The organism is Streptomyces sp. NPDC002386 (assembly GCF_053593175.1).
In genome coordinates this window covers 103,041-129,643 of sequence record NZ_JBSFBX010000003.1, presented here as the reverse complement: position 1 = coordinate 129,643, position 26,603 = coordinate 103,041, and the positions used below count along the sequence as shown (strand labels likewise).

The 26,603-nt window shown below is 71.9% G+C and carries 26 protein-coding genes and 1 tRNA gene; 11 read left to right on the top strand and 16 right to left on the bottom strand.

Going from position 1 to position 26,603, the window contains the following annotated elements; translation table 11 throughout:
• Nucleotides 1-22: 22 nt before the first annotated feature.
• The gene (arfB, locus tag ACWCPN_RS07725; protein WP_451203283.1) at nucleotides 23-460 is read right to left on the bottom strand and encodes an alternative ribosome rescue aminoacyl-tRNA hydrolase ArfB; all 438 of its coding nucleotides are present in this window, start codon (nucleotides 458-460) and stop codon (nucleotides 23-25) included.
• 170 nt (nucleotides 461-630) lie between these two features.
• Between arfB and ACWCPN_RS07720 the strand changes: the two genes are divergently transcribed.
• The 3 genes from ACWCPN_RS07720 to ACWCPN_RS07710 all read left to right on the top strand — a co-directional run bounded on the left by ACWCPN_RS07720 (nucleotide 631) and on the right by ACWCPN_RS07710 (nucleotide 4,169).
• Nucleotides 631-1,206 carry a TerD family protein gene (locus ACWCPN_RS07720; protein ID WP_061918604.1) on the top strand — a complete coding sequence of 192 codons (576 nt, stop codon included), beginning with the start codon at nucleotides 631-633 and terminating at the stop codon, nucleotides 1,204-1,206.
• Between the two features lie 129 nt (nucleotides 1,207-1,335).
• The gene (locus ACWCPN_RS07715) at nucleotides 1,336-2,280 is read left to right on the top strand and encodes a GNAT family N-acetyltransferase (RefSeq protein ID WP_451203281.1); all 945 of its coding nucleotides are present in this window, start codon (nucleotides 1,336-1,338) and stop codon (nucleotides 2,278-2,280) included.
• A gap of 332 nt (nucleotides 2,281-2,612) precedes the next feature.
• Nucleotides 2,613-4,169 (top strand): M4 family metallopeptidase, encoded by a 1,557-nt coding sequence (locus ACWCPN_RS07710; protein WP_451203807.1) that lies wholly within the window; start codon nucleotides 2,613-2,615, stop codon nucleotides 4,167-4,169.
• 36 nt (nucleotides 4,170-4,205) lie between these two features.
• Here ACWCPN_RS07710 and ACWCPN_RS07705 read toward each other — a convergent pair whose 3' ends face one another.
• Nucleotides 4,206-5,597, bottom strand: a complete 1,392-nt coding sequence (locus ACWCPN_RS07705) for a M1 family metallopeptidase (RefSeq protein WP_451203279.1) — start codon at nucleotides 5,595-5,597, stop codon at nucleotides 4,206-4,208.
• 71 nt (nucleotides 5,598-5,668) lie between these two features.
• On the opposite strand from ACWCPN_RS07705, the gene ACWCPN_RS07700 reads away from it, so the two are divergent.
• Nucleotides 5,669-6,169 (top strand): hypothetical protein, encoded by a 501-nt coding sequence (locus ACWCPN_RS07700; RefSeq protein ID WP_365127616.1) that lies wholly within the window; start codon nucleotides 5,669-5,671, stop codon nucleotides 6,167-6,169.
• A gap of 4 nt (nucleotides 6,170-6,173) precedes the next feature.
• On the opposite strand, the gene ACWCPN_RS07695 is transcribed toward ACWCPN_RS07700, so the two are convergent.
• Nucleotides 6,174-6,857: a pentapeptide repeat-containing protein gene (locus ACWCPN_RS07695; protein ID WP_451203277.1), complete on the bottom strand. Its 684-nt coding sequence runs from the start codon at nucleotides 6,855-6,857 to the stop codon at nucleotides 6,174-6,176.
• A 117-nt stretch (nucleotides 6,858-6,974) separates the two neighbouring features.
• On the opposite strand from ACWCPN_RS07695, the gene ACWCPN_RS07690 reads away from it, so the two are divergent.
• Nucleotides 6,975-8,489, top strand: a complete 1,515-nt coding sequence (locus ACWCPN_RS07690; protein WP_451203275.1) for a DHA2 family efflux MFS transporter permease subunit — start codon at nucleotides 6,975-6,977, stop codon at nucleotides 8,487-8,489.
• On the opposite strand, the gene ACWCPN_RS07685 is transcribed toward ACWCPN_RS07690, so the two are convergent.
• The 3 genes from ACWCPN_RS07685 to ACWCPN_RS07675 are packed head-to-tail and all read right to left on the bottom strand — an operon-like array spanning nucleotide 8,478 to nucleotide 11,098.
• Entirely contained in the window at nucleotides 8,478-8,960 is a 483-nt protein-coding gene (locus tag ACWCPN_RS07685) for an N-acetyltransferase family protein (RefSeq protein WP_451203273.1), read from the bottom strand. The genes ACWCPN_RS07690 and ACWCPN_RS07685 overlap by 12 nt on opposite strands.
• 42 nt (nucleotides 8,961-9,002) lie before the next feature.
• Nucleotides 9,003-10,409, bottom strand: coding sequence for an FAD-dependent oxidoreductase (locus ACWCPN_RS07680; protein WP_199211020.1), 1,407 nt, complete (start codon nucleotides 10,407-10,409; stop codon nucleotides 9,003-9,005).
• Nucleotides 10,406-11,098, bottom strand: a complete 693-nt coding sequence (locus tag ACWCPN_RS07675) for a rhomboid-like protein (RefSeq protein WP_451203271.1) — start codon at nucleotides 11,096-11,098, stop codon at nucleotides 10,406-10,408. The genes ACWCPN_RS07680 and ACWCPN_RS07675 overlap by 4 nt, the downstream gene beginning before the upstream one ends.
• A gap of 274 nt (nucleotides 11,099-11,372) precedes the next feature.
• Between ACWCPN_RS07675 and ACWCPN_RS07670 the strand changes: the two genes are divergently transcribed.
• Nucleotides 11,373-12,533, top strand: coding sequence for a right-handed parallel beta-helix repeat-containing protein (locus ACWCPN_RS07670; RefSeq protein WP_451203269.1), 1,161 nt, complete (start codon nucleotides 11,373-11,375; stop codon nucleotides 12,531-12,533).
• 59 nt (nucleotides 12,534-12,592) lie between these two features.
• Nucleotides 12,593-13,621, top strand: coding sequence for a methyltransferase (locus ACWCPN_RS07665; RefSeq protein WP_451203267.1), 1,029 nt, complete (start codon nucleotides 12,593-12,595; stop codon nucleotides 13,619-13,621).
• An 86-nt stretch (nucleotides 13,622-13,707) separates the two neighbouring features.
• Here ACWCPN_RS07665 and ACWCPN_RS07660 read toward each other — a convergent pair whose 3' ends face one another.
• The 7 genes from ACWCPN_RS07660 to ACWCPN_RS07630 form a co-directional block, all read right to left on the bottom strand.
• The gene (locus ACWCPN_RS07660) at nucleotides 13,708-14,031 is read right to left on the bottom strand and encodes a TcmI family type II polyketide cyclase (protein ID WP_199211023.1); all 324 of its coding nucleotides are present in this window, start codon (nucleotides 14,029-14,031) and stop codon (nucleotides 13,708-13,710) included.
• Nucleotides 14,032-14,051: 20 nt separating this feature from the next.
• Nucleotides 14,052-14,531 carry an SRPBCC family protein gene (locus ACWCPN_RS07655; RefSeq protein ID WP_451203265.1) on the bottom strand — a complete coding sequence of 160 codons (480 nt, stop codon included), beginning with the start codon at nucleotides 14,529-14,531 and terminating at the stop codon, nucleotides 14,052-14,054.
• A gap of 1 nt (nucleotide 14,532) precedes the next feature.
• On the bottom strand, nucleotides 14,533-14,787 hold the full coding sequence (locus ACWCPN_RS07650; RefSeq protein ID WP_199211025.1) for an acyl carrier protein: 255 nt from the start codon (nucleotides 14,785-14,787) through the stop codon (nucleotides 14,533-14,535).
• A gap of 21 nt (nucleotides 14,788-14,808) precedes the next feature.
• On the bottom strand, nucleotides 14,809-16,053 hold the full coding sequence (locus ACWCPN_RS07645; RefSeq protein WP_451203262.1) for a ketosynthase chain-length factor: 1,245 nt from the start codon (nucleotides 16,051-16,053) through the stop codon (nucleotides 14,809-14,811).
• A 7-nt stretch (nucleotides 16,054-16,060) separates the two neighbouring features.
• A complete protein-coding gene (locus ACWCPN_RS07640) occupies nucleotides 16,061-17,320 on the bottom strand; it encodes a beta-ketoacyl-[acyl-carrier-protein] synthase family protein (RefSeq protein ID WP_451203260.1) in 1,260 nt (419 codons plus the stop codon).
• Nucleotides 17,317-17,757, bottom strand: a complete 441-nt coding sequence (locus ACWCPN_RS07635; protein WP_199211027.1) for a cupin domain-containing protein — start codon at nucleotides 17,755-17,757, stop codon at nucleotides 17,317-17,319. The genes ACWCPN_RS07640 and ACWCPN_RS07635 overlap by 4 nt, the downstream gene beginning before the upstream one ends.
• An 89-nt stretch (nucleotides 17,758-17,846) precedes the next feature.
• Nucleotides 17,847-18,932 (bottom strand): SchA/CurD-like domain-containing protein, encoded by a 1,086-nt coding sequence (locus ACWCPN_RS07630; RefSeq protein ID WP_451203258.1) that lies wholly within the window; start codon nucleotides 18,930-18,932, stop codon nucleotides 17,847-17,849.
• A gap of 200 nt (nucleotides 18,933-19,132) precedes the next feature.
• Here ACWCPN_RS07630 and ACWCPN_RS07625 point away from each other — a divergent pair, with 200 nt between their 5' ends.
• A complete protein-coding gene (locus ACWCPN_RS07625) occupies nucleotides 19,133-20,773 on the top strand; it encodes an FAD-dependent oxidoreductase (RefSeq protein ID WP_451203256.1) in 1,641 nt (546 codons plus the stop codon).
• Between the two features lie 58 nt (nucleotides 20,774-20,831).
• On the opposite strand, the gene ACWCPN_RS07620 is transcribed toward ACWCPN_RS07625, so the two are convergent.
• Nucleotides 20,832-20,905 (bottom strand) — tRNA-Thr (locus ACWCPN_RS07620).
• A gap of 218 nt (nucleotides 20,906-21,123) precedes the next feature.
• On the opposite strand from ACWCPN_RS07620, the gene msiK reads away from it, so the two are divergent.
• The 3 genes from msiK (at nucleotide 21,124) to ACWCPN_RS07605 (ending at nucleotide 23,717) form a co-directional block, all read left to right on the top strand.
• Nucleotides 21,124-22,263 carry a diacetylchitobiose ABC transporter ATP-binding protein MsiK gene (msiK, locus tag ACWCPN_RS07615; RefSeq protein ID WP_365127439.1) on the top strand — a complete coding sequence of 380 codons (1,140 nt, stop codon included), beginning with the start codon at nucleotides 21,124-21,126 and terminating at the stop codon, nucleotides 22,261-22,263.
• A 230-nt stretch (nucleotides 22,264-22,493) separates the two neighbouring features.
• Complete coding sequence (locus ACWCPN_RS07610; protein ID WP_451203254.1) at nucleotides 22,494-22,955, top strand: hypothetical protein; 462 nt, start codon at nucleotides 22,494-22,496, stop codon at nucleotides 22,953-22,955.
• A gap of 30 nt (nucleotides 22,956-22,985) precedes the next feature.
• Nucleotides 22,986-23,717 (top strand): nucleotidyltransferase family protein, encoded by a 732-nt coding sequence (locus ACWCPN_RS07605; RefSeq protein WP_365127441.1) that lies wholly within the window; start codon nucleotides 22,986-22,988, stop codon nucleotides 23,715-23,717.
• Between the two features lie 84 nt (nucleotides 23,718-23,801).
• Here ACWCPN_RS07605 and ACWCPN_RS07600 read toward each other — a convergent pair whose 3' ends face one another.
• Nucleotides 23,802-25,490: a DoxX family membrane protein gene (locus ACWCPN_RS07600; RefSeq protein WP_451203252.1), complete on the bottom strand. Its 1,689-nt coding sequence runs from the start codon at nucleotides 25,488-25,490 to the stop codon at nucleotides 23,802-23,804.
• A 153-nt stretch (nucleotides 25,491-25,643) separates the two neighbouring features.
• A complete protein-coding gene (gene rlmB / locus ACWCPN_RS07595; RefSeq protein ID WP_451203250.1) occupies nucleotides 25,644-26,585 on the bottom strand; it encodes a 23S rRNA (guanosine(2251)-2'-O)-methyltransferase RlmB in 942 nt (313 codons plus the stop codon).
• Nucleotides 26,586-26,603: the final 18 nt, after the last annotated feature.

Genomic DNA, 26,603 nt, shown 5'->3' with positions numbered 1-26,603 from the left:
CGCCGCGGCCGGGGGGGGGTACCTAGCCCCAGTCCCGCCCCGAGCGGCCGCGCTTGCGCTCCGAGCGCTGCTTCTTCTCACGCAGCCGGCGCTCGTTGATGCCGCGGGGGATGCGGGTGGGGCGGCGGGGCTTGGGCGGGGGCGCGGTGGCCTCGGCGAGGAGGGCGGCGAGGCGTACGGCGGCGGCCTCGCGGTTGCGCCACTGGGAGCGGTGCTCGGAGGACCGTACGACGACCACGCCGTCCACCAGCCGACCGGCCAGCCGGCGCAGCGCCCGCTCCTTCCACACCGGCGGCAGCGCCTCGGTGCGCGCCAGGTCGAAGCGCAGCTCGACCTGCGAGTCGCTGGTGTTGACGTGCTGCCCGCCCGGCCCCGAGGACCTGGAGAAACGCCACATCAGCTCGGCCTCGGGCAGCGAGACCGAACCGCGGATGACATGGGGACCGGACATGCCTTCCATGTTCCCGGCCCGGCCGGTCCCACGTCACCCGGTTTTCGCCGGTGACGGCCACATGGGTAAAAAAGGTAAAGGGACCCGGAACCACCGGTACCCCCCTCGACGTTCTCCCCGGTGACGGTAGCTTCGTCGGCACAGATGCGCACGAATAACTAGGGAAGGGACTCCCAATCATGGCTGTAAGCCTGTCCAAGGGTGGCAACGTCTCGCTCACCAAGGAGGCTCCGGGCCTGACCGCCGTCACCGTGGGCCTCGGCTGGGACGTCCGCACCACCACCGGCACGGACTTCGACCTGGACGCCTCCGCCATCGCGGTCAACACGCAGGGCAAGGTCTACTCGGACGCCCACTTCGTCTTCTTCAACAACAAGCAGACGCCGGACAACTCCATCGTCCACACCGGTGACAACCGCACCGGCGAGGGCGCCGGCGACGACGAGGCGATCAACGTCAACCTGGCCGCGCTCCCGGCCGACGTCGACAAGATCGTCTTCCCGGTCTCCATCTACGACGCCGAGAACCGCGGCCAGAACTTCGGCCAGGTCCGCAACGCCTACATCCGCATCGTCAACCAGGCCGGCGGCGCCGAGATCGCCCGCTACGACCTCTCCGAGGACGCCGCCACCGAGACGGCCATGGTCTTCGGCGAGCTGTACCGCAACGGCGCGGAGTGGAAGTTCCGCGCGGTCGGCCAGGGTTACGCCTCGGGCCTGGTGGGCATCGCCCAGGACTTCGGTGTGAACGTCTGACGCACGGCGCGCCGAGCGGAAGCCCCCTGTCCCCGGCCCGGCCCGCGGGCAGGGGGCTTCCCCGCGCCCGCCCGCGGGCACCCGGGAATCCGGCGGAGACGCCGGCACCCCGCGCGATACGTTGCCCGCGTGATCCTCGAACCCCTCGCCCTCACCGCCGATCATGACCTCCCCGCCCCGCTGCTCACCGAGCTGACGGCGCTCTACGCCTCCAACCGCGCCTTCCACGCGCTCAGCGGCGACTTCCCCGACCCGGACGACGTCCGGAGCGAGCAGGTGGCGGCGGCGCTGGCCGACGAACTGGCCCAGCCGGACGCCGAGGTGCTGCTGGCCCGGTCCGAGGGACGTCTGGTCGCGGTCGTGATCACGCTGACCCACCACCCCGACCCGGCCGACCCCGACCCGTGGATCGGGCTGCTGATGGTGGACGCGGCCGAACAGGGCAAGGGCCATGGCCGCCGGGTCGCCACGGCGGTCGAGGAGCGCTTCCGGGCCGCCGGCCGCCGGGCCCTGCGCCTGGCCGTCCTGGACAACAACCCCGAAGCGCTGGCCTTCTGGACCGCCCTCGGCTACGAGGTCGTCGACCACCGCCCCGACCACGCCCTCGGCCGCCCCTGCGCCGTGCTGCGCAAGGTGCTGCGGACACCCCGGCAGGCCGCCCGGGTCGCCGTCGTGGACCCGGACGGCGCGGTGCTGCTCTTCCGGTACGACAACGTCGAGGTCGGCGTCCACTGGGCGCTGCCGGGCGGCGGCCTGGAGCCGGGCGAGACCCCCCGCGAGGGCGCCCTGCGGGAACTGGCCGAGGAGACCGGCTGGACCGACCTGCTGCCGGGCCCGCTGCTGTGCACCTGGGAGCACGACTTCACGCACACGGGCGTGCCCGTCCACCAGCACGAGCACGTCTACGTCACCCACGGTCCGCGCCGGGAGCCGGGCGGCCCCGGTCTGGCCGCCGCGCACGCCGCCGACGGCATCCTCACCTGGCGCTGGTGGAACAGGCCGGAACTGGCCGAGGAGCCGGAGCCGGTCTGGCCGCCCGGCCTCGCCCGGCTGCTGGACGAGTGGGAGGGCTGAGGGCGCGGTGGACCGGCCGGCCCGCGAGGTGTGACGCCTGAGGCCTCAAATCCGCTGTGGAATTGACGAGTTGAGTACTCGGCACCCGTCCGGATAACGGTTCCGGAGAAACGTTATTTGGAAACGAACACGTAAAGTCTTGTCGGCGCTCTGTCAAATCGGGGCTTACCGGTGTCACTCTCTCCGCACCCGCCGCAGTTGTACGTCCCCTGTGCCCCAACTGTGTCTCCGGCCCCACCGGAGGCCAGCCATAAGGAGATCGAGTGACTCAGCACCCCAGCGCCTCCCGCAGGACCGCCGTGCGCGCCGCCGCGCTGGCCGGCTCGGCGGCGATGGTCGTCCTCGCGCTGCAGAACGGCTCCGCCACCGCCGCCCCCACGCACACCCCCGGCGCCACGGCCGTCCCGCTCAGCGCCCCGGCCCGTGCCGCCGCCATCGAGACGGCCCAGCGGCACGCCGGTACCGCGGCCCACGAGCTCGGGCTCGGCGCGAAGGAGAAGCTGGTCGTCCGGGACGTGGTCAAGGACGCGAACGGCACCGTCCACACCCGTTACGAGCGGACGTACGCGGGTCTTCCCGTGCTCGGCGGTGACCTGGTCACCCACGTGGCGAAGAACGGCTCGCTCGAGGGCGTCAGCAAGGCGGCCAAGGCCCGCATATCCGTGCCGACCACCACGGCCGCCGTCTCCGCCACGAGCGCGAAGAAGACCGCCCTCAAGGCCGCGGACACCGCGAAGGCCACCGCGTCGTCCTCCCGCAAGGTGGTCTGGGCGGCCGGCGCCAAGCCGGTCCTCGCCTACGAGTCCGTCGTCAAGGGCGTCCAGCACGACGGCACCCCGAGCGAACTGCACGTCGTCACGGACGCGCGGACCGGCAAGAAGATCTACTCCTACGAGGCGATCGACACCGGCACGGGCACCAGCCAGTACAGCGGCACGGTCACCATCGGCACCACCGCCTCCGCCTCCGGCGGCTACGACCTGATCGACGGCGGCCGCGGCGGTCACAAGACCTACGACCTGAACGGCGGCACCAGCGGCACCGGCACCCTCTTCCACGACGCCGACGACGTCTGGGGCAACGGTACCGTCTCCAACCGCCAGACCGCGGCCGTGGACGCCGCCTACGGCGCCGCCGTCACCTGGGACTTCTACAAGGCCGCCTTCAACCGCAACGGCATCGCGGGCGACGGCAGGGCCGCCTACTCCCGCGTCCACTACGGCAACGCCTACGTCAACGCCTTCTGGGACGACAGCTGCTTCTGCATGACCTACGGCGACGGCTCCGGCAACGCGGACCCGCTGACCTCGCTCGACGTGGCCGGCCACGAGATGAGCCACGGTCTGACCGCGGCCACGGCCAAGCTCAACTACCGGGGCGAGTCCGGCGGTCTGAACGAGGCCACCAGCGACATCATGGGCACCTCGGTGGAGTTCTTCGCGAACAACTCCTCCGACCCCGGTGACTACCTCATCGGCGAGAAGATCGACATCAACGGCAACGGCACCCCGCTGCGCTACATGGACAAGCCCAGCAAGGACGGCGGCTCCGCCGACTACTGGTCGAAGTCCGTCGGCCGTCTGGACGTGCACTACTCGTCCGGTGTCGCCAACCACTTCTTCTACCTGCTGTCCGAGGGCAGCGGCGCGAAGACGGTCAACGGGGTGTCCTACAACTCCCCGACGTACGACGGTTCCACGGTCACCGGGATCGGCCGGGACAAGGCGATCCAGATCTGGTACAAGGCCCTGAGCACGTACTTCACCTCGACCACCAACTACGCGGGCGCCCGCACCGGCACCCTGCAGGCGGCGGCCGCCCTGTACGGCTCGGGCAGCGCGGAGTACAACGCGGTGGCGGCGGCCTGGAAGGCCGTCAACGTCAACTAGTCCCGCGCGGCGGGTCCCAGGCAGCCGGGCCGTCCGTCACGGGCGGTCCGGTTTGCCGTCTCCGTAGAGCCAGTCCCGCCAGATCTCACCGAAGTCCTTGTCCGGGGCCTTCCGCTCCACGAACGCGGTGAACCGGGCGGTGTCGGCGGTGCCGTGGCGGTGCGCGGCGGCCCAGCCCTGGAGGATGTCGTAGAAGGTGTCGTCGCCGACCTTCCGGCGGATCTTCTGCAGCACCATCGCGCCGCGCTCGTAGACCGGGGTCCCGGAGACCTGCGCGGCGCCGGCGGGCCTCGCCGGCGGGAACTCCCAGACCGCGTCGTCGTCGCCGTCGTACAGGTCGTCGAAGGTCTGCTGGGCGCTCTTGCCGCCGTGGTCCTCCTGGTACAGCCACTCCGCGTACGTCGCGAAGCCCTCGTTGAGCCACATGTCCCGCCAGCTCCTCGGGGTGACCGAGTCGCCGTACCACTGGTGGGCGAGTTCGTGGACGAGCGTGCCGGTGTCGGGGGCGCCGGGGAAGACGGGGCGGGTCTGGGTCTCCAGGGCGTACTGGGCGTCGCCCGGGCGGTCGACGACCGCCCCGGCGGAGGAGAAGGGGTACGGCCCGAAGTTGTACTCCTCCCACGCGAGGATCTCCGGGATCTTCGCCAGCACGTCCTTGCTCGCCTTCGCCTGCCCGGGGTCGACGGCGGTGAGGACCGGCAGGCCGTGCGGCCCGGTGGTGCGGCCGATGTCGTAGTGGCCGACGGCGACGGTGGCCACGTAGCTCGCCATCGGCTCGGCGGTGTGCCAGGAGTACGTCGTCCGGCCGCCCTTGCTGGTACGGCCGGTCAGCTCCCCGTTGGAGACGGCCTGCAGGCCGTCGGGGACGGTGACCGTGATGTCGTACGCCGCCTTGTCCGAGGGGTGGTGGTTGCCGGGGAACCACGCCATCGAGCCGACCGGCTCGCCCAGGCCGAGCGCGCCGTCGGCAGTGGGCAGCCAGCCCTCCTTGGACCCGTCGGGGTCGGTGAGGGTCCGCGGGGTGCCGGAGTAGCGGACGGTGGCGGTGAAGGTCTCGCCGTCGCGGAGGTCGTCGTGGGGGCGGACGGTGAGTTCCTGGCCGGCGCGGTTCCAGCGGGCCTCCTCACCCTCGACGGTGACCGAGCCGACGTCCAGTCCGTCGAGGTCGAGGTCGAAGGCGGTCAGGTCCTGGGTGGCGCGGGCGGTGATCACGGCCCTGCCGGTGAGCCGGCGGGTGTCCGGGGTGTAGTCGAGGGTCAGGGCGTAGTGGGTGACGTCGTAGCCGCCGTTGCCCGCCTTCGGGAAGTAGGGGTCGTGCACGCCCGAGCCGCCCGGGGTGCCGCGGACACCGCCGTCGCACGCGGTGCCGGTGAGCGCGAGCGCGAGGAGGGCCGCGACGGCCGGGACAAGGCGTGCGGATCTGGACATGTCAGTGATCCTACGGCGGCGGCGCGGACCGGAGCGGGGGTGCCGTGGCGGGGCGTGACACCATCTCCTGCGTGCTCGACATCGGCTACGCCCTCTCCAACCGCTTCCCGGACCCGCCGCAGACCGACTACCGCCACGCGGACGTCCACACGCTGCGACACGACCTGTTCTGCGGGGACGTCTATCTCGCGGACACGAAGTCGGACCGGGAGCTGTCCACAGCCTGGGGATGGGTGCCGGTGCTGGACTTCGCGTGGGCGCTGTGCGACATCGTGGAGCGGCTGGACCGGGACCCGATGGGCTCGCGTGCCTCCCGTCCCCAGCACGCGGAACTGGACTTCACCGAGTCCACCGACCGGATGCTCTTCGAGCGCCGTTTCGGCTGGGTGGACATCGAGGCCGACTGGATGCCCGCCGAGGAGGCCCCGCTGACCTTCTCCCACGCCGAACTGCGCCGGGAGTCGCGCGACTTCCTGCACGACCTGATCGCCGACCTCGGCGATCTGCACGAGGACCTGGCGGAGAACCCGGCGATCTGGACCCTGCAGGCCCGCTTCCCCCGCGTGTCCTGAGCCCTCAGTCCTCCACCCTGATCCCCAGCTCGCCCGCGAGCACCGGAGCCAGGTCCAGCAGCTGCCCCGTGCTGATCACCGCCCCCGCCAGCCGGTCCAGGCCCCGGACGATCTCCAGCGGGGCGGCCCCGCGCAGGTCGACGTCCCTCAGCGTCGCGCCGCCGAAGTCCGCCTCCTTCAGGGCGCAGCCGGTGAACTCCACCCGCTCCAGACGGGCCCCGGCGAAGTCCGGCTCGACCAGGACGCAGGAGTCGAAGACCACGTCCCTGAGCCGGGCCTCGCGCAGGTTCAGGAAGTCGATCTTGCCGCCGCGGATCACGACCCGCTCCAGCACGGCACCGTGCAGCTGGGTGCCGCCGAGCCGGGGGTCGAGCAGCTCCACGTCCCGGAACGAGGCCTCGGCGAGGTCCGTGCCGACACCCCGCAGGCCGCGCAGGACCGAGTCCAGCACGCGCGCCCGGCGCAGTACCGCCTCGTCCACCGCGCAGTCCGTCAGCGCGCAGTCCATGAAGCGGGCGCCGGCGCCGTCCTGCCCGGTGAGGTCCGCCGCCCTGAACTCGAGACCGTCGTAGTCCCCGTCCGGCTCCAGTCCGCCGCCGTTCCAGGGCTCCAGAGGCGGCAGCCGCACTTCCGGCCGCCGTGCGCCCTTCACCCGTGTGCCGTCCGCGCCCGTCGCTCTCCTCGCCATGTCCCCCATGCTGCACCGCGCCACTGACAATCGGGCTGACCTGCGGGAACCGGTACCGCGCGGCGGGTCGCGGCACAAGCGGATGCGATGCACACCGATTCATGGTGTTCTGACCAGATGGATATCGGCCGAAAGGGTGAGGCCCCGCCGGCGTCCGCCGGCGCCGCACAAGCCGATCCCCACCGCTGGTGGGGCCTGGTCGTCATCGCCCTCGCCCAGCTGATGGTGGTGCTGGACGCGACGATCGTGAACATCGCGCTGCCCTCCGCCCAGCACGACCTGAACATGTCCGACGCCGACCGGCAGTGGGTGATCACCGCCTACACGCTGGCCTTCGGCGGGCTCCTGCTGCTGGGCGGCCGGGTCGCCGACCTCGTGGGCCGAAAACGCACCTTCGTCGTCGGGCTCGTCGGCTTCGCGGCCGCCTCCGCGCTCGGCGGCGCGGCCACCAGCTCCGGCATGCTCTTCGGCGCCCGCGCCCTCCAGGGCGTCTTCGCCGCCCTGCTCGCCCCCTCCGCGCTGAGCCTGCTGACCACGACCTTCACCGACCCGCGCGAGCGGGGCCGGGCCTTCGGCATCTACGGCGCCCTGGCCGGCAGCGGCTCGGCCATCGGGTTCATCGTCGGCGGCCTGCTCACCGAGTACCTGAACTGGCGCTGGTGCCTGTACGTCAACGTGCCCATCGCCGTCGTCGCGGTGCTCGGCGCCTTCGCCCTGCTGCACGACCGCCCGGGCCACCGCGAGGCCCGGCTCGACGTGCCCGGCGTACTGCTCGGCTGCGGCGGGCTCGTCGCGATCGTCTACGGCTTCGCCGAGGCCGAGCCGCGCGGCTGGACCGACCCGCTGGTGATCGCCCTGTTCGCGTCCGGCGCGGTGCTGCTCGCGGTGTTCGTCTGGTGGCAGACCCGGGCACCGAGCCCGCTGCTCCCGCTGCACATCGTCCGGGACCGCAACCGCGCCGGCTGCTTCCTGACCATGATGCTCGCGGTGATCGGCATGTTCGGGCTGTTCCTGTTCATGACCTACTACCTGCAGGTCATCCTCGGCTACTCGCCGGTCCGGGCGGGCCTCGCGTTCCTGCCGCTGACCGCCGCGATCATCATCGGCTCCACCCAGATCTCGGCCCGGCTGCTGCAGCGGGTGGCCCCGCGCATGCTCATGGTGCCCGGCATGCTGCTGGCCGCGTCCGGGCTGCTGCTCCTGACCCGGATGACCGTCGGCTCCTCCTACACCGGCGAGATCCTGCCCGCGCTCATCCTCATGGGCCTCGGCATGGGCCTGACCTTCATGCCGGTGTTCGCCACCGCCACCGCCGGTGTGGCCCCGCGCGACGCCGGCGTCACCTCCGCGACCGTCAACACCTCCCAGCAGGTGGGCGGCTCGATCGGCACGGCCCTGCTCAACACGATCGCCACCACCAGCAGCGCCGCCTACATCACCGCCCACCTGCGCGGTCCCGCCACCAAGGCCGCCGTCGTCCCCGCGGGCGTGGTGCACGGCTACACGGTGGCGATCTGGTGGGCGGCGGGCGTGATGCTGCTGGCCGGGCTGGTGGCGGGTCTGATGGTGACCGCCCGGGCCCCGGGCCACGGGGCACCGGCCGAGACACCGGTGCCGGAGTCAGTGGGCTGAGCGGCCCAGTTCCGCCAGCGGCCCGTCGGTGAGCCGGTACACCGTCCACTCGTCCTGCGGGCGCGCGCCGAGGGCCTCGTAGAAGCCGATCGCGGGCCGGTTCCAGTCGAGCACCGACCACTCCAGGCGCTCGTAGCCGCGCTCGACGCAGATGCGCGCCAGCTCGGTCAGCAGCGCCCGGCCGTGCCCGCCGCCCCGGGCGGAGGGACGGACGTAGAGGTCCTCCAGGTGGATGCCGTGCACACCGCGCCAGGTGGAGAAGTTCAGGAACCACAGGGCGAAGCCGACGCTCTCCCCGGTTCCGTCGTCCACGGCCATGTGCGCGAACGCCGCAGGCCGCTCCCCGAACAGCGCCTCGCGCAAATGCTCCTCGGTCGCCCGCGCCTCCTGCGGGGCCTTCTCGTACTCGGCCAGCTCACGGATCAGGGCGTGGACGACGGGGACGTCGGCGGGGGTCGCGGAGCGAATCATGAGGGTGAGGCTAACCGGGCGCGTCCGGCCCGGTCACGCCGGTCAGCTCCGGCCCGCCACCCGGTCGGCCACCCGTGCCAGCCGGGAGGAACCGGCGCCCGGGCGGAGCAGTTCGCGCCGGTCGGCGGCGCGGTAGGTGGCGTACATGCCGTGCACGCCGAGCCAGCGGAAGGGTTCCGGCTCCCACCTGCGGACCTTGTGGTTCACCCAGGGCAGCTCCGTCAGCCCGGTGCGGCCGGCCTGGCCCGAGTCCTGCTGCACGAGGTCGCGCAGGGTGCGGGCGGCCAGGTTGGCGGTGGCGACGCCCGAGCCGACGTAGCCGCCCGCCCAGCCGAGCCCGGTGGCCCGGTCCAGGGTGACCGTGGCACACCAGTCGCGCGGGACGCCGAGCACACCGGACCAGGCGTGCTCGACGCGCACACCCGCGAGGGCCGGGAAGAAGCGGGTCAGGATCTCCCGCAGGGCCTCGACCGTCGCGTCCTGGGTGCGGCCGTCGTTGTCGGTGCGCGAGCCGAAGCGGTACGGCACCCCGCGCCCGCCCAGCGCGATCCGGCCGTCGGCGGTGCGCTGCGCGTACATGTAGGCGTGCGCCATGTCGCCCAGCGTCTCGCGGCCGTCCCAGCCGATCGCCGCCCACTGCTCGTCGGTGAGCGGCTCGGTGGCGATCATCGAGGAGTTCATCGGCAGCCACGTCCGCCGCTGGCCCCTGAGCGAGGCGGTGAAGCCCTCCGTGCAGCGCAGCACGTAGGACGCACGGACCGTGCCGTACGGGGTCACGGCGTGCTTGGGCCGGATCTCGGTGACCGGGGTCGACTCGTGGATGACCACCCCCAGCGCCTCGGCGGCCGCCGCGAGCCCCTTGACCAGCTTCACCGGGTGCAGCCGGGCGCCGTGCGGGGTCCAGCTCGAACCCACCGCGCCGGCCACCCGGATCCGCTCGGCCGTCTGCCGGGCCCCGTACAGCTCGCGGTCCTTCTCGCCGTACGACAGCTCGTGCTCGTGGAAGGCCCGCAGCCGCGCCAGCTGGGCGGGGGTGGTCGCCACTTCCAGCACCCCGCCCTTGTGGACACCGGCGTCGATGCCCTCCGCCTCGGTGACGGCGACCACCTCGGCCACGGTGTCGTTCATCGCCCGCTGCAGGCGTACGGCGGCCTCGTGCCCGTGCAGCTTCGCGTACCGGTCGCGGCCCGCGATCCCGTTGTAGAGCCAGCCGCCGTTGCGGCCGGAGGCGCCGTATCCGCAGAACTTCTGCTCCAGGACGGTGATCCGCAGGAAGGGGGCGGCCTTCTTCAGGTAGTACGCGGTCCACAGCCCCGTGTAGCCGCCGCCGACGACGACGACGTCGGCCGAGGCGTCCCCGGACAGCGGCTCCCGCACCGCGGGGAGGCCGTCGTCCGCGTACCAGAAGGAGATCCCACCGTTGACGACACTGGTTGCCGAGCTGCTCATGGCCGGGACGTTAACCCCTGGGAGCGGCCGGTGTCTCCTTCGGATTCCGTGCTTCTCCGCGGCGCTCGTCCCCGGTCCCCGACCAGCGGGCGGCACGCGAGACCGACCAGGACGGACAGGAAGTGCCCGACGTCGGTGAAGGTACGGCTCGCGACCAGCGGCACGGTGTAGAAGGCGAGCAGCCCCGCGAGGTACAGGTACCGCCAGGGCGCCGCGATCCGGTAGGTGAGCAGGGCCATCACCCCGGCCAGCGCGTAACTCACGCCGATGTCGAGGGAGTTGACGGCCGAGTTCGGGGCGTGGCCGTCGTGGATCGCCTGCAGCAGGGCCAGCTCGCTGATCAGCGTGGCGAGCACGTGCGCGGCGACGCACACCGCGAGCCAGCGCAGGGTGCCGAGCCAGCGCTCGGCCTGGGCGTGGAAGACGGTGTACAGCGCGGCGTACGGCAGCCAGTGCCCGCTGTCGATCCACATCGCGCTGGTGATCAGCACCCGCACGGGGTTCTGCGACAGCTCGTGGATGTTGGTCGAGCGCTGCCGCAGGAAGTCCTGCTCGAACGCCGGTGACATGTGGTGCAGGGCGACGGTGGTGAAGAACAGGATCGTCAGCCAGACGTAGGTGCCCGGGGCGCTGCGCACATAGGCCGCGGCCGCCCGGAGCCCTCGCCGTGCGCGGATGACCCGGTTCACAACCGACAGTATGGTCGCCGGCCGGTTCGGGGCGCCTGGTGAGCCCGGGTACCGGTCCCGTCCGGCCCGGCGGTGGACCGCCCCCGCCGCTTCGCCCGATGGGCCGTCCGGGTGACGCCGCGGGGCGGTGACCCGCGAGGCCGAACGGGTCGCCGCGGGCCCCGGACCAGCGGCCGCCACGCCCGGTTCCGGTCCGCCGCCCGCACCGCTCCTGACACGCCGCCGGATGGCCTATACGGCCATATAAGGATAAAACAGCCATACCGTACGCGATATGAAGAGATGCCACATCGCATATCTCGCGTGCACCGCCGCCCTCGTCGGCACCGCCCTCGGCGCCGCCCCCGCGGTGGCCGCCCACTCGACCCTGGTGGTCCGCCCCGGCGAGTCGATCCAGAAGGCGGTCGACGCCGCCAGGGCCGGCGACACCGTTCTCGTGCTGGCCGGCACCTACCACGAGAGCGTGACGATCCGCACCGCCCACGTGACCCTGCGGGGCGTGGGTTCCGGGACGGTCATCGAGCCCGCCAAGAAGGCCAAGAAGGCCAAGAAGAAGGCCGCCGGGGCGAGCACCGGGAAGGCCGCGAAGAAGGCCACGAAGAAGTCTTCGAAGAAGGCCTCCCCGAAGCCCGCCAAGAAGGTCGCGAAGAGCTGCGCCGAGGGCGGCAACGGCATCTGTGTGCTCGGCACCAAGACGAAGGACGTCAAGGGCGTCACCGTCGCCGACCTGAAGGTGACCAAGTTCAGCCGCACCGGGGTGTTCGGCATGGCCACCGACGGACTGACCGTGCGCGGGGTGAACGCCGCGAACAACGGCGTCTGGGGCATCGCCGAGGAGCGGTCGGTGCGCAGCCTGCTGCGGGACAACTACGCGCACGGCAACGGTGACGCGGGCGTGTTCCTCGCCAACACCATCCAGGAGGAGGCCGGCGCCTACGACGCCAAGCAGACCCTGGTGTCGCACAACCGGCTGGAGGGCAACCGGATCGGCGTCACCGTACGCCGGCTGCGGAACCTGACCGTCGCCCGCAACTACGTCTCCGGCAACTGCGCCGGGGTGTTCGTCGTCGGTGACGAGAACAAGCCCAAGGCCGGTCACCTGGACGTCACCGCCAACCAGGTCGTCGCGAACAACAAGTCCTGCGCGAAGACCGAGCGGCTGCCCGCCCTGAAGGGCTCCGGCATCGTCCTGACGGGCACCGAGCAGGCCCGGGTGTCCCGCAACTGGGTCGCCGGCAACTCCGGCAAGTCCCCGCTGTCCGGCGGCATCGTCCTGTTCAAGAGCTTCGTGGGCGTGGCCGGCACGAACAACCGCGTCGACGGCAACGTCCTCTCGGAGAACTCCCCCGCCGACCTGGTGAGCACCGAGACCGGCAAGACCAACTCCTTCGAGCGCAACTCCTGCCGGGCTTCGAAGCCCGCGGGCCTGTGCTGACCGCACGGGCGCTGCCACTGCTGGACCGACGAAGGCCACGGAAAGAGAGAGGGCGGCAGATGACGTCCGCTGAAACAGCACCACCGCCTCCCATGCGGCTGCGCGAACTCGTGTTCGGCGCGGCCTGTGCCGCCGCCGTCCGCGCCGCCGCCCGGCTGGGCGTCGCCGACGCCCTCGACGACACACCGATGACCGCCGAGGACCTCGCCGCGGCGGTCAAGACCGAACCCAAGCCGCTGCGCCGGCTGCTGCGGGCCCTGTCCTGCTACGACGTCTTCACCGAGCGGCCGGACGGCACCTTCGCGCACACCGGGATGTCCCGGCTGCTGCGCGAGGACGACCCCAACAGCCTGCGCGCCATCGCCCTGTGGTGCACGGAGCCGTGGACCTGGGACGCCTGGCCCAAGCTGGACGAGGCCGTGCGCACCGGCGACAACGTCGTGGAGGGCCTGTACGGCAAGGAGTTCTTCACCTACCTCAACGAGGACGCCCCGGAGTCCGCGGACGTCTTCAACCGCGCCATGACCCGCTCCAGCGAGCAGTCCGCGCGCGAGGTGGCGGCCCTGCTCGACCTGTCCGGGGCCAAGTCGGTCGCGGACATCGGCGGCGGCCAGGGGCACGTCGTGGCCTGCCTGCTGGACAAGTACCCGGCGATGCGCGGCAGCCTGCTCGACCTGCCCCGGGTGGTGGAGAACGCCCTGCCGCGGCTGCGCGAGGGCGGCGACCTCGCCGACCGCGCGCGGATCGTGCCCGGCGACGTCCGGGACGCCATCCCGGTCCAGGCCGACGTCTACATCATCAAGAACATCCTGGAGTGGGACGACGAGAGCACGTCCCGCACGCTGCGCAACGTCGTCGAGGCGGGCGGCCCGGGCACCCGGGTCGTCGTCATCGAGAACCTGGTGGACGACACCCCCTCGATGCGCTTCAGCACCGCGATGGACCTGCTGCTGCTCCTCAACGTCGGCGGGGCCAAGCACACCACCGACTCCATGGTGGGCCGGCTGACCTCGGCGGGCCTGAAGGTGGGCGACATCCGCCCGGTCAACCCGTACCTGCACGCGTTCGACTGCCACGTGCCCGCTTGACGGACACGACGGCACAGGCCACCGGCCGCCGGGCCCGCGACGCTGCGGGCCCGGCGGCCGGTGGCCGTCCGGGGGTGCCGTACGGCTCAGTCGCGCTCCCAGACGTAGAAGCGCTGTGCCATCGCGTCCTTGGGGGACCGCCAGGTCTCCGGGTCGTACGCGCTGACGTACGCCGTCAGGCGCTCGCTGATGTCACGGAACTCGGGGTGGCCGGTCACCTTGGCGATGGCGGGCCCGGGGTCGCGCTCGGACTCGACGAGGTGCATGTACACGTCGCCGAACTGGAAGAGGCTGCGCCGCACCACACCGACGAGGTGGGGCAGCTCTCCCCGGTCGGACTCCTCGAACACCTTGGCGATGTCCGGGGCGGAGCCCGGGGCCATGCGCGCGACGATCAGTGCCTGGTGCATGGTCTCGGTCCTTCCTCCGGCTAGTCGGCCAGGGCGGGCGCGGGGCGCCGTCCGGCGGCCGCCTTCTCGATCTTCTCCCGGATGAGGGCCATCTGGACCTTGGAGTTCCGGTTGATGTTGTCGGTCATCCAGTCGTCGTCGACCGGGGCGTCCGGCTTCATCGCGAAGTCCTGCGTCCAGACCATCCGGGTGCCGGCCGGGACCTCCTCGTACTCCCAGAGGATGTCCATGTGGGCGAACGGGCCGGTCTCGACCCGGCGGGCCTTCACGGTGCGGGTCTTGCGGTCGGGCTCGCGCTCGGAGACCCAGCTCCAGACGGTGCCGTTCTCGTCCGGGTGCATGGTCAGCCGGAACGTCGTCTTCCGCCCCTCCTGGGAGAGGATCTCGACGGACGCGTACTCGCTGAAGAGCTGCGGCCACTTCTCCAGGTCGTTGGTCATGTCCCAGACCAGGTCGAGCGGCGCGGCGACGGTGATCTCGTTCTGGGTGTGTCCTGCCATCTCAGGCTCCTGCCATCAAGGTGCTGTTGACGAGGTTGAGGAACTGCTGGGGTGTCTTGCAGCGCTCCGCGTCGACCGGCATCGGGGTGCCGTGCGTGTTCTCCAGCTCGCCGACGATGCCGAGCAGGCCGAGCGAGTCGACGCCGAGGACGTCGAAGCCGGTGTCCGGCATGTCCTGGAGCTGCTGCGGGCTGACGGTGACCCCGGCAGCCTTCTTCATCAGCGCGGCGAGTTCTTCCACGGTGATCTGAGGCATTGCTCTCCTCCTTTGCTGTCCTCACTGTCCGGCGCCGTGCCGGAGCACGAGCGCCGAGTTCGACCCCATGAGTCCGCGGCTGAGCACCAGCGCCGTACGCAGCTCGGCGACGCGGGCGCGGCCGGTCACGAGGTCGAGGTCGTGGCAGACGTCGGCGACGTTGGGGGTGGGTGGGATCAGGCCGTGCTCCATCGCGAGCACCGCCGCGGCGGTGTCCAGCACCGGGGCCGCGCAGTAGCCCCGGCCGATGCCGGTCTTCGGCGCGGTGACCGGGACCCGGGTGCCGTGCGCGCCGAGGGCGTCGGCGAGCGCGAGGGCCTCGGCCCGGTCCGCCTCCGGCACCCCGAGGGCGTCGGCGAAGACGACGTCGACCTCCTCGGGAGCACAGCCGGCCTCGTCCAGCGCCAGCCGGACGGCCTGCGCCAGACCGTCCCGGGACCGGTCCCAGCGGGAGGCACCGGTGAAGGTCGCCGCGTGGCCCGCGACGTAGGCCCGCACGTCCGCGCCGCGCTCGCGGGCCGACGTCTCCGCCTCCACCACGAGCATGGCGCCGCCCTCGGCCGGCACGAAGCCGCAGGCGGTCTCCGTGAACGGGCGGTAGGCGCGGGACGGGTCGGTCTCGGTGCTCAGCTCCTCGTAACCGAGCTGGCAGACCACCGAGTACGGCGCCAGCGGCGCCTCGGTGGAACCGGCCACCATCACGTCGGTGCCGCGCCGCACCGCCCGGGCGGCGTGCGCGAGGGCGTCCAGACCGCCCGCCTCGTCGGAGGCGACGACCGAGCAGGGGCCCTTGAACTTCCGGCGGATGGAGATCTGGCCGGTGCTCGCGGCGTAGAACCAGGCGATGGACTGGTACGGGCCGACGAACCGGCTGCCCTTGCCCCAGAGCTGCTGGAGCTCGCGCTGGCCGAACTCACCGCCGCCGGAACCGGCCGCGGTGACCACCCCGATGGAGTACGGCTCCCCGGAGGTGTCGGCCTGGCCCAGCCGGGCGTCCTCCAGCGCGAAGTCGGCGGCGGCCAGGGCGAAGTGGGTGAACCGGTCGGTCTGGACGAGGAACCGCTCGTCGATGGTCGCCGCCGGTTCGAAGCCGCGGACCTCGCCGGCCACCTTCAGCGGAAGGTGCTCACAGCCCTCGCGGGTGACCCGGTCGAGGACGCTGAGGCCTTCCTGGGTGGCCTTCCAGAACGTGTCGGTGCTGGTTCCGTTGGGCGCGACCACCCCGATGCCGGTGACGGCCGCGCGCCGTTCATGCGGAGCACTCATCGTGTCCTCACTCCCTGGAACGGGTCAGGACCACCGCGGACTGGAAGCCGCCGAACCCGCTGCCCACGGACAGGACGCTGTTCAGCTTCCGGTCGCGGGCGACGCGCGGGACGTAGTCCAGGTCGCACTCGGGGTCGGGGATCTCGTAGTTCGCGGTCGGGGGTACGACCTGCTTGGCGAGGGCCAGCACACACGCGACCACCTCGATCGCCCCGATCGCCCCGAGGGAGTGCCCCACCATCGACTTGATGGAGCTCATGGGGGTGTCGTAGGCGTGGTGGCCGAGCGCCCGCTTCACGGCCGCCGTCTCGTGGCGGTCGTTCTGCCGGGTGCCGGAGCCGTGGGCGTTGACGTAGTCGATCGCCGTGGGGTCCAGCCGGGCGTGGCCGAGGGCCATGTCGATCGCCCGGGCCATCTCCAGGCCCTCGCTGGTCAGGCCGGTCATGTGATAGGCGTTGCCGAAGGTGGCGTAGCCGCCCAGTTCGCAGTAGACGTGTGCGCCGCGGGCCCGGGCGTGCTCCAGCTCCTCCAGGACGAGCACCGCGCCGCCCTCGCCCATGACGAACCCGTTACGGTTGTTGTCGAAGGGCCGGGAGGCGTGCGCGGGGTCGTCGTTGTTCGGGGAGGTGGCCTTGATCGCGTCGAAGCAGGCCATGGTGATCGGGGAGATCGGCGAGTCCGACGCACCGGCTATGCAGATGTCGGCCCGGCCCTCCTCGACGGTGTGGAAGGCGTATCCGACGGCGTCCAGGCCCGAGGTGCAGCCGGTGGAGACGGTCTGCACCGGCCCCTGGGCGCCGAAACGTTCCGCCACCGCGGAGGCGACCGTGCTCGGCGAGAACGCCCGGTGCAGATGCGACTCCGCCTCCCGGTGGTCGACGTCCCAGCGCTCACCGCGGTGGCTGACCAGGACGTAGTCGTGCTCCAGCCGGGTCGTGCCGCCGACCGCCGTGCCCAGCGAGACACCCACCCGCCACGGGTCCTCGGCCGACAGGTCGATCCCTGAGTCCCGGACCGCCTCCTGCCCGGCGACCAGGGCGAACTGGATGTACCGGTCCGCCCGCGCGGCCTGCTCGTCGTCCAGGCCGTGCGCCGCCGGGTCGAAGTCGCACTCGGCGGCTATCCGCGACCGCAGCCCCGAGGGATCGAAGAAGGTGATGCCCCGCGTCGCGGTCCGGCCGTTGGCAAGCAGATCCCAGAAAGCCGGTACGCCGATACCACCCGGAGCCACGATGCCTATGCCAGTGACCGCCACGCGCCGGGTCATGACCGGACCTGACCTCGGTCGTGGGCGGCACCCGCCGCGGCCGGCTCCGTGACCACCGCGGCGGCCCCGATGATCTCCGTCTCCTCGGTGTCGACGTGCCCGAGCTGCGGACGCGGCGCCAGCGGACCCAGGTGGAAGACGATCCGCGCCTCGACGTTCCCGACGTTGCGGAAGCGGTGCCGCATGTGTGCCGGGATCATCAGGCCCTGCTCGGGCCGCAGCGTGTGCGGCTCGTCGTCCAGGTCCACCTCGAGCTGACCGCAGACGACGTAGACGAACTCCTCGGAGTACGGGTGGTAGTGCTCACCGATGCGGTCACCGGGCTGCACGATGGCCACGCCCATGAAGCCGCTGGTGGAGCCGACCGTGGCAGGGGTGAGCATGGCGCGCAGGTCGCCGCCTCGCCGGACGTTGGGCTCGACCTCACTGAGGTCCACGATTTTGGGACGGGGTTTGATGGACAACGTTTCCTCCGGTGTCTGTGCCGCGTACGGCGCTGGGTGCTGGTAGGAGCCGCCGAGCCGGATCAGGCGTCGGGCGAACGGCGGTCGGTGATCAGGTCCATGCCCGCGGCCTCGGCGTCCAGCAGCTCGCGCACCTCGGCGGCCGCCCGCGCCGGCAGCGGCACCGCGTCGGCACCGTGCTCGGGCCGGACGTCGACCAGCCGCACCACGACGTCGTCACGCTGGAACACCGTGCTGCGCAGCACCGGGCTCGCCGGGTCGTCCGCGTACTCCGAGTCGGCCTGCGCGAGCAGCTCCGCCAGCCGCATCCCGCGGCCCGGCCGGGCCGCGTAGTACAGGGCCTGGCGCAGCCCGTCCTGGTGGTCGCCCGCGCTCACGTGGTGCACGGCCGGCAGCGCCGCACGGGTGAAGAACATCCGGGCCGACTCCTGGTCGTCGAGGTCCCGGTCCTGCTCCAGATACGGGTTGATCGCCTCCTCCACGGCCCGCACCTCGGGCTGCCGGGCCACGTGCCGCAGCGCCGCGAGCAGGTCACCGCGCACCTCGATGGCCCGCACCACGCGGTTGCCGTGCATGAACAGCGAGGTCCGGCACAGCCGCGTGGTGTCGTCCACCCGGGCCTCGGGCGAGGCGTAGTCCGAGAGGATCTCCGCGACCTTCTTCTCGCTGCCGGGCTTCACGGTGAAGGTCAGCGCGTGCCGGATCACACCGTCGCCGATGCGCGGGTGGGCCTGCAGCCGGCGCTGACCCGGCTCGGCCTGCGGCGCGGCGCCGCCGGTCTCACGGACCACGTGGAAGCGCAGCGACCGGGTGTCACGGACGCAGCTGTGCAGCGGCTCCACCATCCGCACGTGCTCCTCGCTGTTCACCCAGGTGAGGAACGGCGGCGCACTCTCCCACTCGCTCGTGATGAGCCACTGGGACGGGTTCTCGATCGACTGGCAGAGCTGGTCGCTCACGTGTCCCGGCACCGACGCGACCTGGTTGCACAGCTGCTCGTAGGCCTCCAGGAACTGATGCTGCGCTCCGTCGTTCACATCGACCAGCAGCACCACCCGGAGCCGCGAGCCGTCGAAGACGGACTGCGAGACACGCTTCGACACCTCACGGGCCGGCGTTGCTGAAGGACGTTCAGACGTCGTGGTCATCCTGTACACATCTCCTTCGCGGGGCAGAGTCGACGCCGCGCGACTGACGCGACGGCAGCGTTCCTTGATCCTGTGCCGGACCCCTCACGCCCGCGACTCGTATGAACCACGTGGGTGATTGGGCACGCGGAGCCACCGCCACCGGGCAAGAACACACACAGGCCACCCGCTCGCGCACCCCCCTGCCTCTGGAGGCTTCGATGCATCAGAAAGCCGACCACCGGGTCCCCGTCCTCATCGTGGGCGGCTCCCTGGTGGGCCTGTCCACGTCCGTCTTCCTGGGCCGTCTCGGTGTCCGGCACATGCTCGTGGAGCGGCACTCCGGCACCTCCATCCACCCACGCGGACGCGGCAACAACGTCCGCACGATGGAGCTCCTCCGGGTGGCCGGCATCGAACCGGACATCAAGGCGGCGGCCTCACTCCTCGCCGACAACCACGGCATCCTGCAGACGCCCACCCTTGTGGGTGACGCGGGCGAATGGCTCTTCAAGCACATCGACCCCGGCGGCGGGCTCGCCCGGTTCAGCCCCACCGGCTGGTGCCTGTGCAGCCAGAACGACCTCGAACCCGTCCTCGTCGACAGCGCCCGCGAACTCGGCGGCGATCTGCGCTACTTCCACCGGATGGAGTCCTTCGAACAGGACGCCGACGGAGTGACGGCCGTGATCCTCGACCGCGGCACCGAGGAGCGCTACACCGTCCGGGCGGACTACCTCGTCGCCGCCGACGGCCCCCGCAGCCCCGTCCGGAACGCCCTCGGCATCGGCCAGAGCGGCCCCGGCGACCTCTTCGCCAACGTCAGCGTCACCTTCCGCTCCACCCGGCTGGCCGACACCGTCGGCGACCGCCGCTTCATCTGCTGCTACCTCACCGACCCCGAGGCCGACGGCGCCCTGCTCCCCGTCGACAACAAGGAGCACTGGGTCTTCCACGCCCCCTGGCACCCCGAGCACGGCGAGACCCTGGAGGAGTTCACCGAGGAACGCCTCCAGCGCCACATCCGCCGGGCCGTCGGCGTCCCCGGCCTCGACGTCGAAATCACCGGAAAGGCGTCCTGGCGCGCCGCCGAACGAGTGGCCGACCGCTACTCCCACGGCCGCGTCTTCCTCGCCGGCGACTCCGCCCACGAGATGTCACCCACCGGCGCCTTCGGCTCCAACACCGGCATCCAGGACGCCCACAACCTCGCCTGGAAACTCGCCGCCGTCCTGGACGGCTGGGCGGACCCCGCCCTCCTCGCCACCTACGACACCGAGCGCCGCCCGGTCGCGATCGCCACCAGCGCCCGCGCCTCCGCCCGCTCCGTCGAGCACAGCCACCCCGGCTTCGCCCCCGCCCCCGGCGTCGGCAGCGGCAGGCGCGGCGGCATCCTCAACGTGGTCCTCGGCTACCACTACCCCCACGGAGCCGTCCTCGGCGCCGACACCGACCGGCCGATCGTGCCCGACTCCCTCGACCTCACCGGCCGGCCCGGCACCCGCGCCCCGCACCTCTGGCTGCGCCGCGCCAACCGCCGGCTGTCCACCCTGGACCTCTACGAGCGCTCCCTCGTCCTGCTCAGCGACGCCCCGGACGACGCGGGCTGGTACACGGCGGCCCGGAAGATCGCCGAGGCGGACGGCGTACGCCTGGACGCCTACCGCATCGGCCCGGGCGCGGACGCCGACCTGACCTACGAGGACGACGCCGCCGACTGGGCCGAGCTGCACGGCGTCACCGCCGACGGCGCGGTCCTGGTCCGCCCGGACGGCTTCGTGGCCTGGCGCGCGACGGGCGCCGCGGCCGACCCGGAGGGCGTGCTGCGCGAGGTGCTCGGAACCCTGCTGCGAACCGGCTGACCCCGGACGGCCGACAGGGCCACCCGCACCGGTGCGTGCGGGTGGCCCTGTCGTGCGGAGCCCCCTGTCGGATTCGAACCGACGACCTTCGCTTTACAAGAGCGGCGCTCTGACCAGCTGAGCTAAGGAGGCCTGCACGCGCGCGTGGCGCCGCGTGCCTGTGCAGTGTACCCACGTCCTGGCCGGGCCCCGGAGAGAAATTCCGCGAAGTTCACAGGGGTCCGGGTACTGACAGACCGCGTGCCGCCAGGTACCGTCCAGAGCCGGTTCACTTCGGTGGACTACACCAACCACCTTCCTACAACGGATCGTCCGGCACGTTCCTGCCGGTAGAAGGGGGCCCATTCACCATGGCCACTGTCACGTTCGACAAGGCGACCCGGATCTACCCGGGTTCCACCAAGCCCGCCGTCGACGGTCTCGACATCGCGATCGAGGACGGCGAGTTCCTCGTCCTGGTCGGCCCGTCGGGCTGCGGCAAGTCCACCTCCCTGCGCATGCTCGCGGGCCTGGAGGACGTCAACGGCGGCGCGATCCGCATCGGTGACCGCGACGTCACGCACCTGCCGCCCAAGGACCGGGACATCGCCATGGTGTTCCAGAACTACGCCCTCTACCCGCACATGACGGTCGCCGACAACATGGGCTTCGCGCTCAAGATCGCCGGCGTCAACAAGGCGGAGATCCGGCAGAAGGTCGAGGAAGCCGCGAAGATCCTCGACCTCACGGAGTACCTGGACCGCAAGCCGAAGGCCCTCTCCGGCGGTCAGCGCCAGCGTGTCGCCATGGGCCGCGCCATCGTGCGCGAGCCGCAGGTCTTCCTCATGGACGAGCCGCTGTCCAACCTGGACGCCAAGCTCCGTGTGTCCACCCGTACGCAGATCGCCTCGCTGCAGCGCCGCCTCGGCATCACCACCGTCTACGTCACCCACGACCAGGTCGAGGCCATGACGATGGGCGACCGGGTGGCCGTGCTCAAGGACGGTCTGCTCCAGCAGGTCGACTCGCCGCGCAACATGTACGACAAGCCCGCGAACCTGTTCGTCGCCGGCTTCATCGGTTCCCCGGCCATGAACCTGGTCGAGGTGCCGATCACCGACGGCGGTGTGAAGTTCGGCAACAGCGTGGTGCCGGTGAACCGGGACGCGCTGAAGGCCGCCGCCGACAAGGGCGACCGCACGGTCACCGTCGGTGTCCGCCCCGAGCACTTCGACGTGGTCGAGCTGGGCGGCGGCGCGGCCGCCACCACGCTGTCCAAGGACTCCGAGGACGCCCCGGCCGGCCTCGCCGTCTCCGTGAACGTCGTCGAGGAGCTGGGCGCCGACGGCTACGTCTACGGCACCGCCGAGGTCAGCGGCGAGGTCAAGGACCTGGTGGTCCGGGTCAACGGCCGCCAGGTGCCGGAGAAGGGCGCCACGCTGCACGTCGTGCCGCGTCCGGGCGAGACCCACGTCTTCTCCACCTCCACGGGTGAGCGTCTCTCCGACTGAGCCGCGCCCCGGCCGCGAAACCCCGGGTGAATCCGGGACGAACCGGTCAGGTTGACGCCAGAGGCCCCGCGAACTGCCGCGGGGCCTCTTCCGTTATGGAGATATACCCCGGCAGAGCGATCATTTCGGGCGGTCGACGTCAACCCCTTACCCAGAAAGTGAGGGCACTTCATCCCCCATAGGGGTGACTAAATGTCGCCAAATCATTACCGGGCGCTACCCTCACACGCGTGAAGCACTCCACCATCCCTCAGACACGACGCGGCCACCGGGGCGGCCCTGCCCGCCGTATCGGCCGCACTCTCGCCCTCGTCCTGCCCGTCGTCCTGGTGCTCTCCGGAACCCTCGCGGTCACCCGGGTCAACTGGACGGGGAGCTCATCCAGCTCGGTGCTCATGGCCTCGGACGTCTCCTCGGCGTCCGTCTCCTCCAAGGCCGTCTCCCGCGCCCCGCAGGACGTGCTCCGCGACCAGCTCATGACCGAGCTGCAGGACAAGAACCCGGGCGTGGTCCTGACCCACCTCCAGCAGGCGGTGAACGGGCACCCGTCACTGGCCCGGCACTGCGGCTCCATCGCCCGCGCCCTGGGCAGGGCCGCCGTGCGCATCTACGGCCCCACGCGCGCGCAGTCGTACGCCCGCCCGGTCTGCGACACGTCCTTCGCCTCCGGGGTGCTGACGGCACACAGCTGAGCGGCCGGGGCGCCACGTACAGTTCGGGACATGACCCATCCGAACGCGGCGTCGCGCCCCACCCAAGCCGTCGTCCTGGCCGGTGGCCAGGGCTCACGGCTGCGCCCCTACACCGACGACCGGCCCAAGCCGATGGTCGAGATCCCCGGCACGGGCACTCCGATCATCGGCCATCAGCTGGCCTGGCTCGCCGAGGAGGGCGTGACGGACGTGGTGGTCTCCTGCGGCCATCTCGCCGAGGTCCTGGAGAAGTGGCTGGACTCGGCCGATCTCCCGGTGTCCGTCACCACCGTCGTCGAGACGGAGCCCCTCGGCCGCGGCGGCGGCCTGAAGTACGCCGCCGCGCGTCTGCCCCACCCCGACCGGCCCTGGTACGCCACCAACGGCGACATCTGGACCCGCTTCTCCCTGCGGGACATGGCCGACTTCCACACCGAGCGGGACGCCGTCGCCACCCTGGCGCTGGCCCGGCCGCGGATCCCCTGGGGCGCGGTGCGGACCGACGGCTTCGGGCACATCACCGACTTCATCGAGTCCCCGCCGTCGACATTCGAGATCAACGCGGGTGTCTATGTGTTCTCGCCCGGGTTCGCCGGTCTGCTGCCCGAGCGCGGCGACCACGAGCGGACGACGTTCCCCCGGCTGGCCCGGGAGCGTCAGCTGGCGGGCTTCCCGATCCCGCAGGGCGCCTACTGGCGGGCCATCGACACCGCGAAGGACCTCGCCGAGGCCGCCAAGGAACTGGCGGCTCTGGGCCGGTAGCCCGGCCGCACACCGAACACGCCGAAGGGCCCGTACCGCGCTGGTACGGGCCCTTCGCCGTCCCTACGGCGGGGGTACGGCGGGCTAGCCGAGCAGGCCGCCCACCAGCCCCGGCTGACCGGAGGAGGTGCTGCCGCCCGAACCGGTGCCGCCGGTCGACCCGCCGCCGCCCGTCGAGCCGCCGCCCGTGCTGCTCGGACCCGCCGAGGTGCTCGGAGCGCCACCGGTCGGGGAGGTCGGACGGGGCGGGACCCGGCCCGTCGTGCCCTGGGTCTGGCTCGGCGTCGTCGTGGTGGTGCCGGCGCTGCTGCGGCTCGCTCCGGGCGTGGTCGCCGCACCGGACGGGCCGGTGGTGGCGCTGCCGCTGGGCGCCCTTGAGGCCGGCGGAGCGGACCGCCGCCCCTGACCGGGCTTCTCCGGGAGGGGGGAGCCGGGCGCGTTGTTGCGGGGGGCCTCGCCGGGACCGGGCACGACCACCCGGCTGGAGTCGCGCACCGCGCCGCCCAGCAGGGAGCCGACGAGCAGGGTGAGACCGACCGTGACGGCGGTGACGAGGGCGCCGCGGCGCAGGACGTAGCGGCGCAGCTCCCAGATGTCGGAGCGGGGTCCGAGCCTGCGCCAGGCGCTGCCGGCGAGGCGGCCGTCGACCGAGTAGACCGGCGCGCCCGCGATGATCAGCGGGGACCAGGCGGCCAGGTAGATGATGTCGGGCGCGTCGTAGGCCGGGACCGTCTTCCAGCTCACGGTGACGATCAGCGCGGCGGAGAGCAGGGCACCCACGACGGCCGCGACCCGCTGCCAGCAGCCGGCGATCGTTAGGACGCCGACGACCACCTGGAGGAAGGCGATGACCAGCCCGGAGCCGATGGGGTGGTGCAGGGCGAACTGGCGCAGCGGCTCGGCCACTTCCCACGGGTGCAGGGTGTTGAGCCAGGTGACCATGGAACCGCGCTTGCCGCCGTCGAAGTAGACGGGGTCGCACAGCTTGCCCATGCCGGCGTAGATGGAGATGAAGCCGAGGAAGATGCGCAGCGGGAGCAGGACGACGCCGAGGTTCATCCGGCGGCCCGGGAAGTAGGCGTGCCGGGCCGGGTCGTCACCGTGCCGCCCGCCGCGGCGGGGGCGGTCGGCGGCCGCCTCGGCGGAGTCCTCGTAGTCGTCGAACCCGTCGTCGCCGTAGGCCGGTTCGCCGTAGCCGGCGTCGCCGTACGCCGACTCGGCGTAGCCCGGTTCGTCGTAGACGCTGCCGCCGCCGCGCAGGGGCGGCAGCAGCCGGGTGCCGTCGTCGGAGGAGGTGCGCTGGTGGCCGACGACGGGGGTCTCCACGGTTCCGTCGAGGCCGCCGTAGGCGTCCGGGTAGCCGCCGCCGACGCGCGGGATGACCTGGGTGGCGCCGGGCTCGAGTCCGGGCTCCTCGGTGTGGCGGACGCTGCTGCCCCGCACGGCCTGGAGCAGCCGGTGGGCGCCGGTGTCGTCGGGGGCGGACCTGCCGCTCCACACGACGGGCCGGCGGCGTCCGGCCGCCCCGGCCCGGCCCGCCGCGCCCATGGACGGCATGTGGGAGGTGTCCTGGGCGGCACTCAGGTGACGGGCGATCCGCGGGGACTGGCTGCGCCTCGACGACGCGCCCAGCTGCACGCGGAAACTGGCGTGGGTGACGATGACCTGCGCCGGATCGCTCGGCACCTTCACCATGCTCAGCGCGGGAGCGTCGTCGTACCCCGACGAGCGGTCCCCCGTGGGTGTGCGGGGTGTTCTGGTGTCCACACTCATCTAACCGAGTGACGTGGAGTTAGGACACTGCCGTGATGGGGCGGATGTGTCCGGACCCCGTCAAAGGTGTCCCGAACACCCCGTGGACACCGGAATTCCCTCGTGCGAGTGAAGTCGCGGACGGGTGTTCAGTCCCGTCCGCGTGACGTCACGTCAGCTCCGGCGGCGCGCCGCCTCGTACAGCACGATGCCCGCCGCCACACCGGCGTTCAGCGACTCCGCGCCACCCGGCATCGGGATGCGGACCCGGTAGTCGCAGGTCTCGCCGACCAGGCGGGACAGGCCCTTGCCCTCGGAGCCGACCACGATGACCACCGGACCGCCCAGCGCCTCCAGGTCACCGAGCTCCACCTCGCCGTCGGCGGCGAGGCCGACGACCGAGATCCCGGCCTTCTTGCAGGCCTCCAGGGTGCGGGTGAGGTTGGTGGCGCGGGCGACCGGGGTACGGGCGGCCGTACCGGCGGAGGTCTTCCAGGCACCGGCGGTCATACCGGCCGAACGGCGCTCGGGGACGACCACGCCGTGCCCGCCGAAGGCGGAGACGGAACGGACGACGGCGCCGAGGTTGCGCGGGTCGGTGACGCCGTCGAGGGCGACGATCAACGGGTCCGCGCCCTCGTCGTGGGCGGCCGCGACGAGGTCCTCGGGGTGCGCGTACTCGTACGGCGGGACCTGCAGGACCAGACCCTGGTGGTTCAGGCCGTTGGTCATCCGGTCCAGCTCCGGGCGCGGGGCCTCCATGAGGTTGATCCCGCCGCGCTCGGCGGCGAGCTGGAGGGCCTCGCGGACGCGCTCGTCGTTGTCGATGAACTGCTGCACGTACAGCGTGGAGGCGGGCACGCCCTCGCGCAGCGCCTCGACGACCGGGTTGCGGCCGACGACCAGCTCGGAGGCGGACCTGCCGCCGCGGCCCCGGGCCACGGGGCGGCGCACGACCTGCTTCGCCTTCGCGTTGGCGATGCGGTTCTTCTTGTGGCCCTTGCGCATCTCGGCGGGCGGCGTCGGGCCCTTGCCTTCCAGACCCTTGCGCCGCTGGCCGCCACTGCCGACCTGCGCGCCCTTCTTGCCGGACATGCGGCGGTTGTTCGCGGCCATGACCTACCTGTTCTCTGA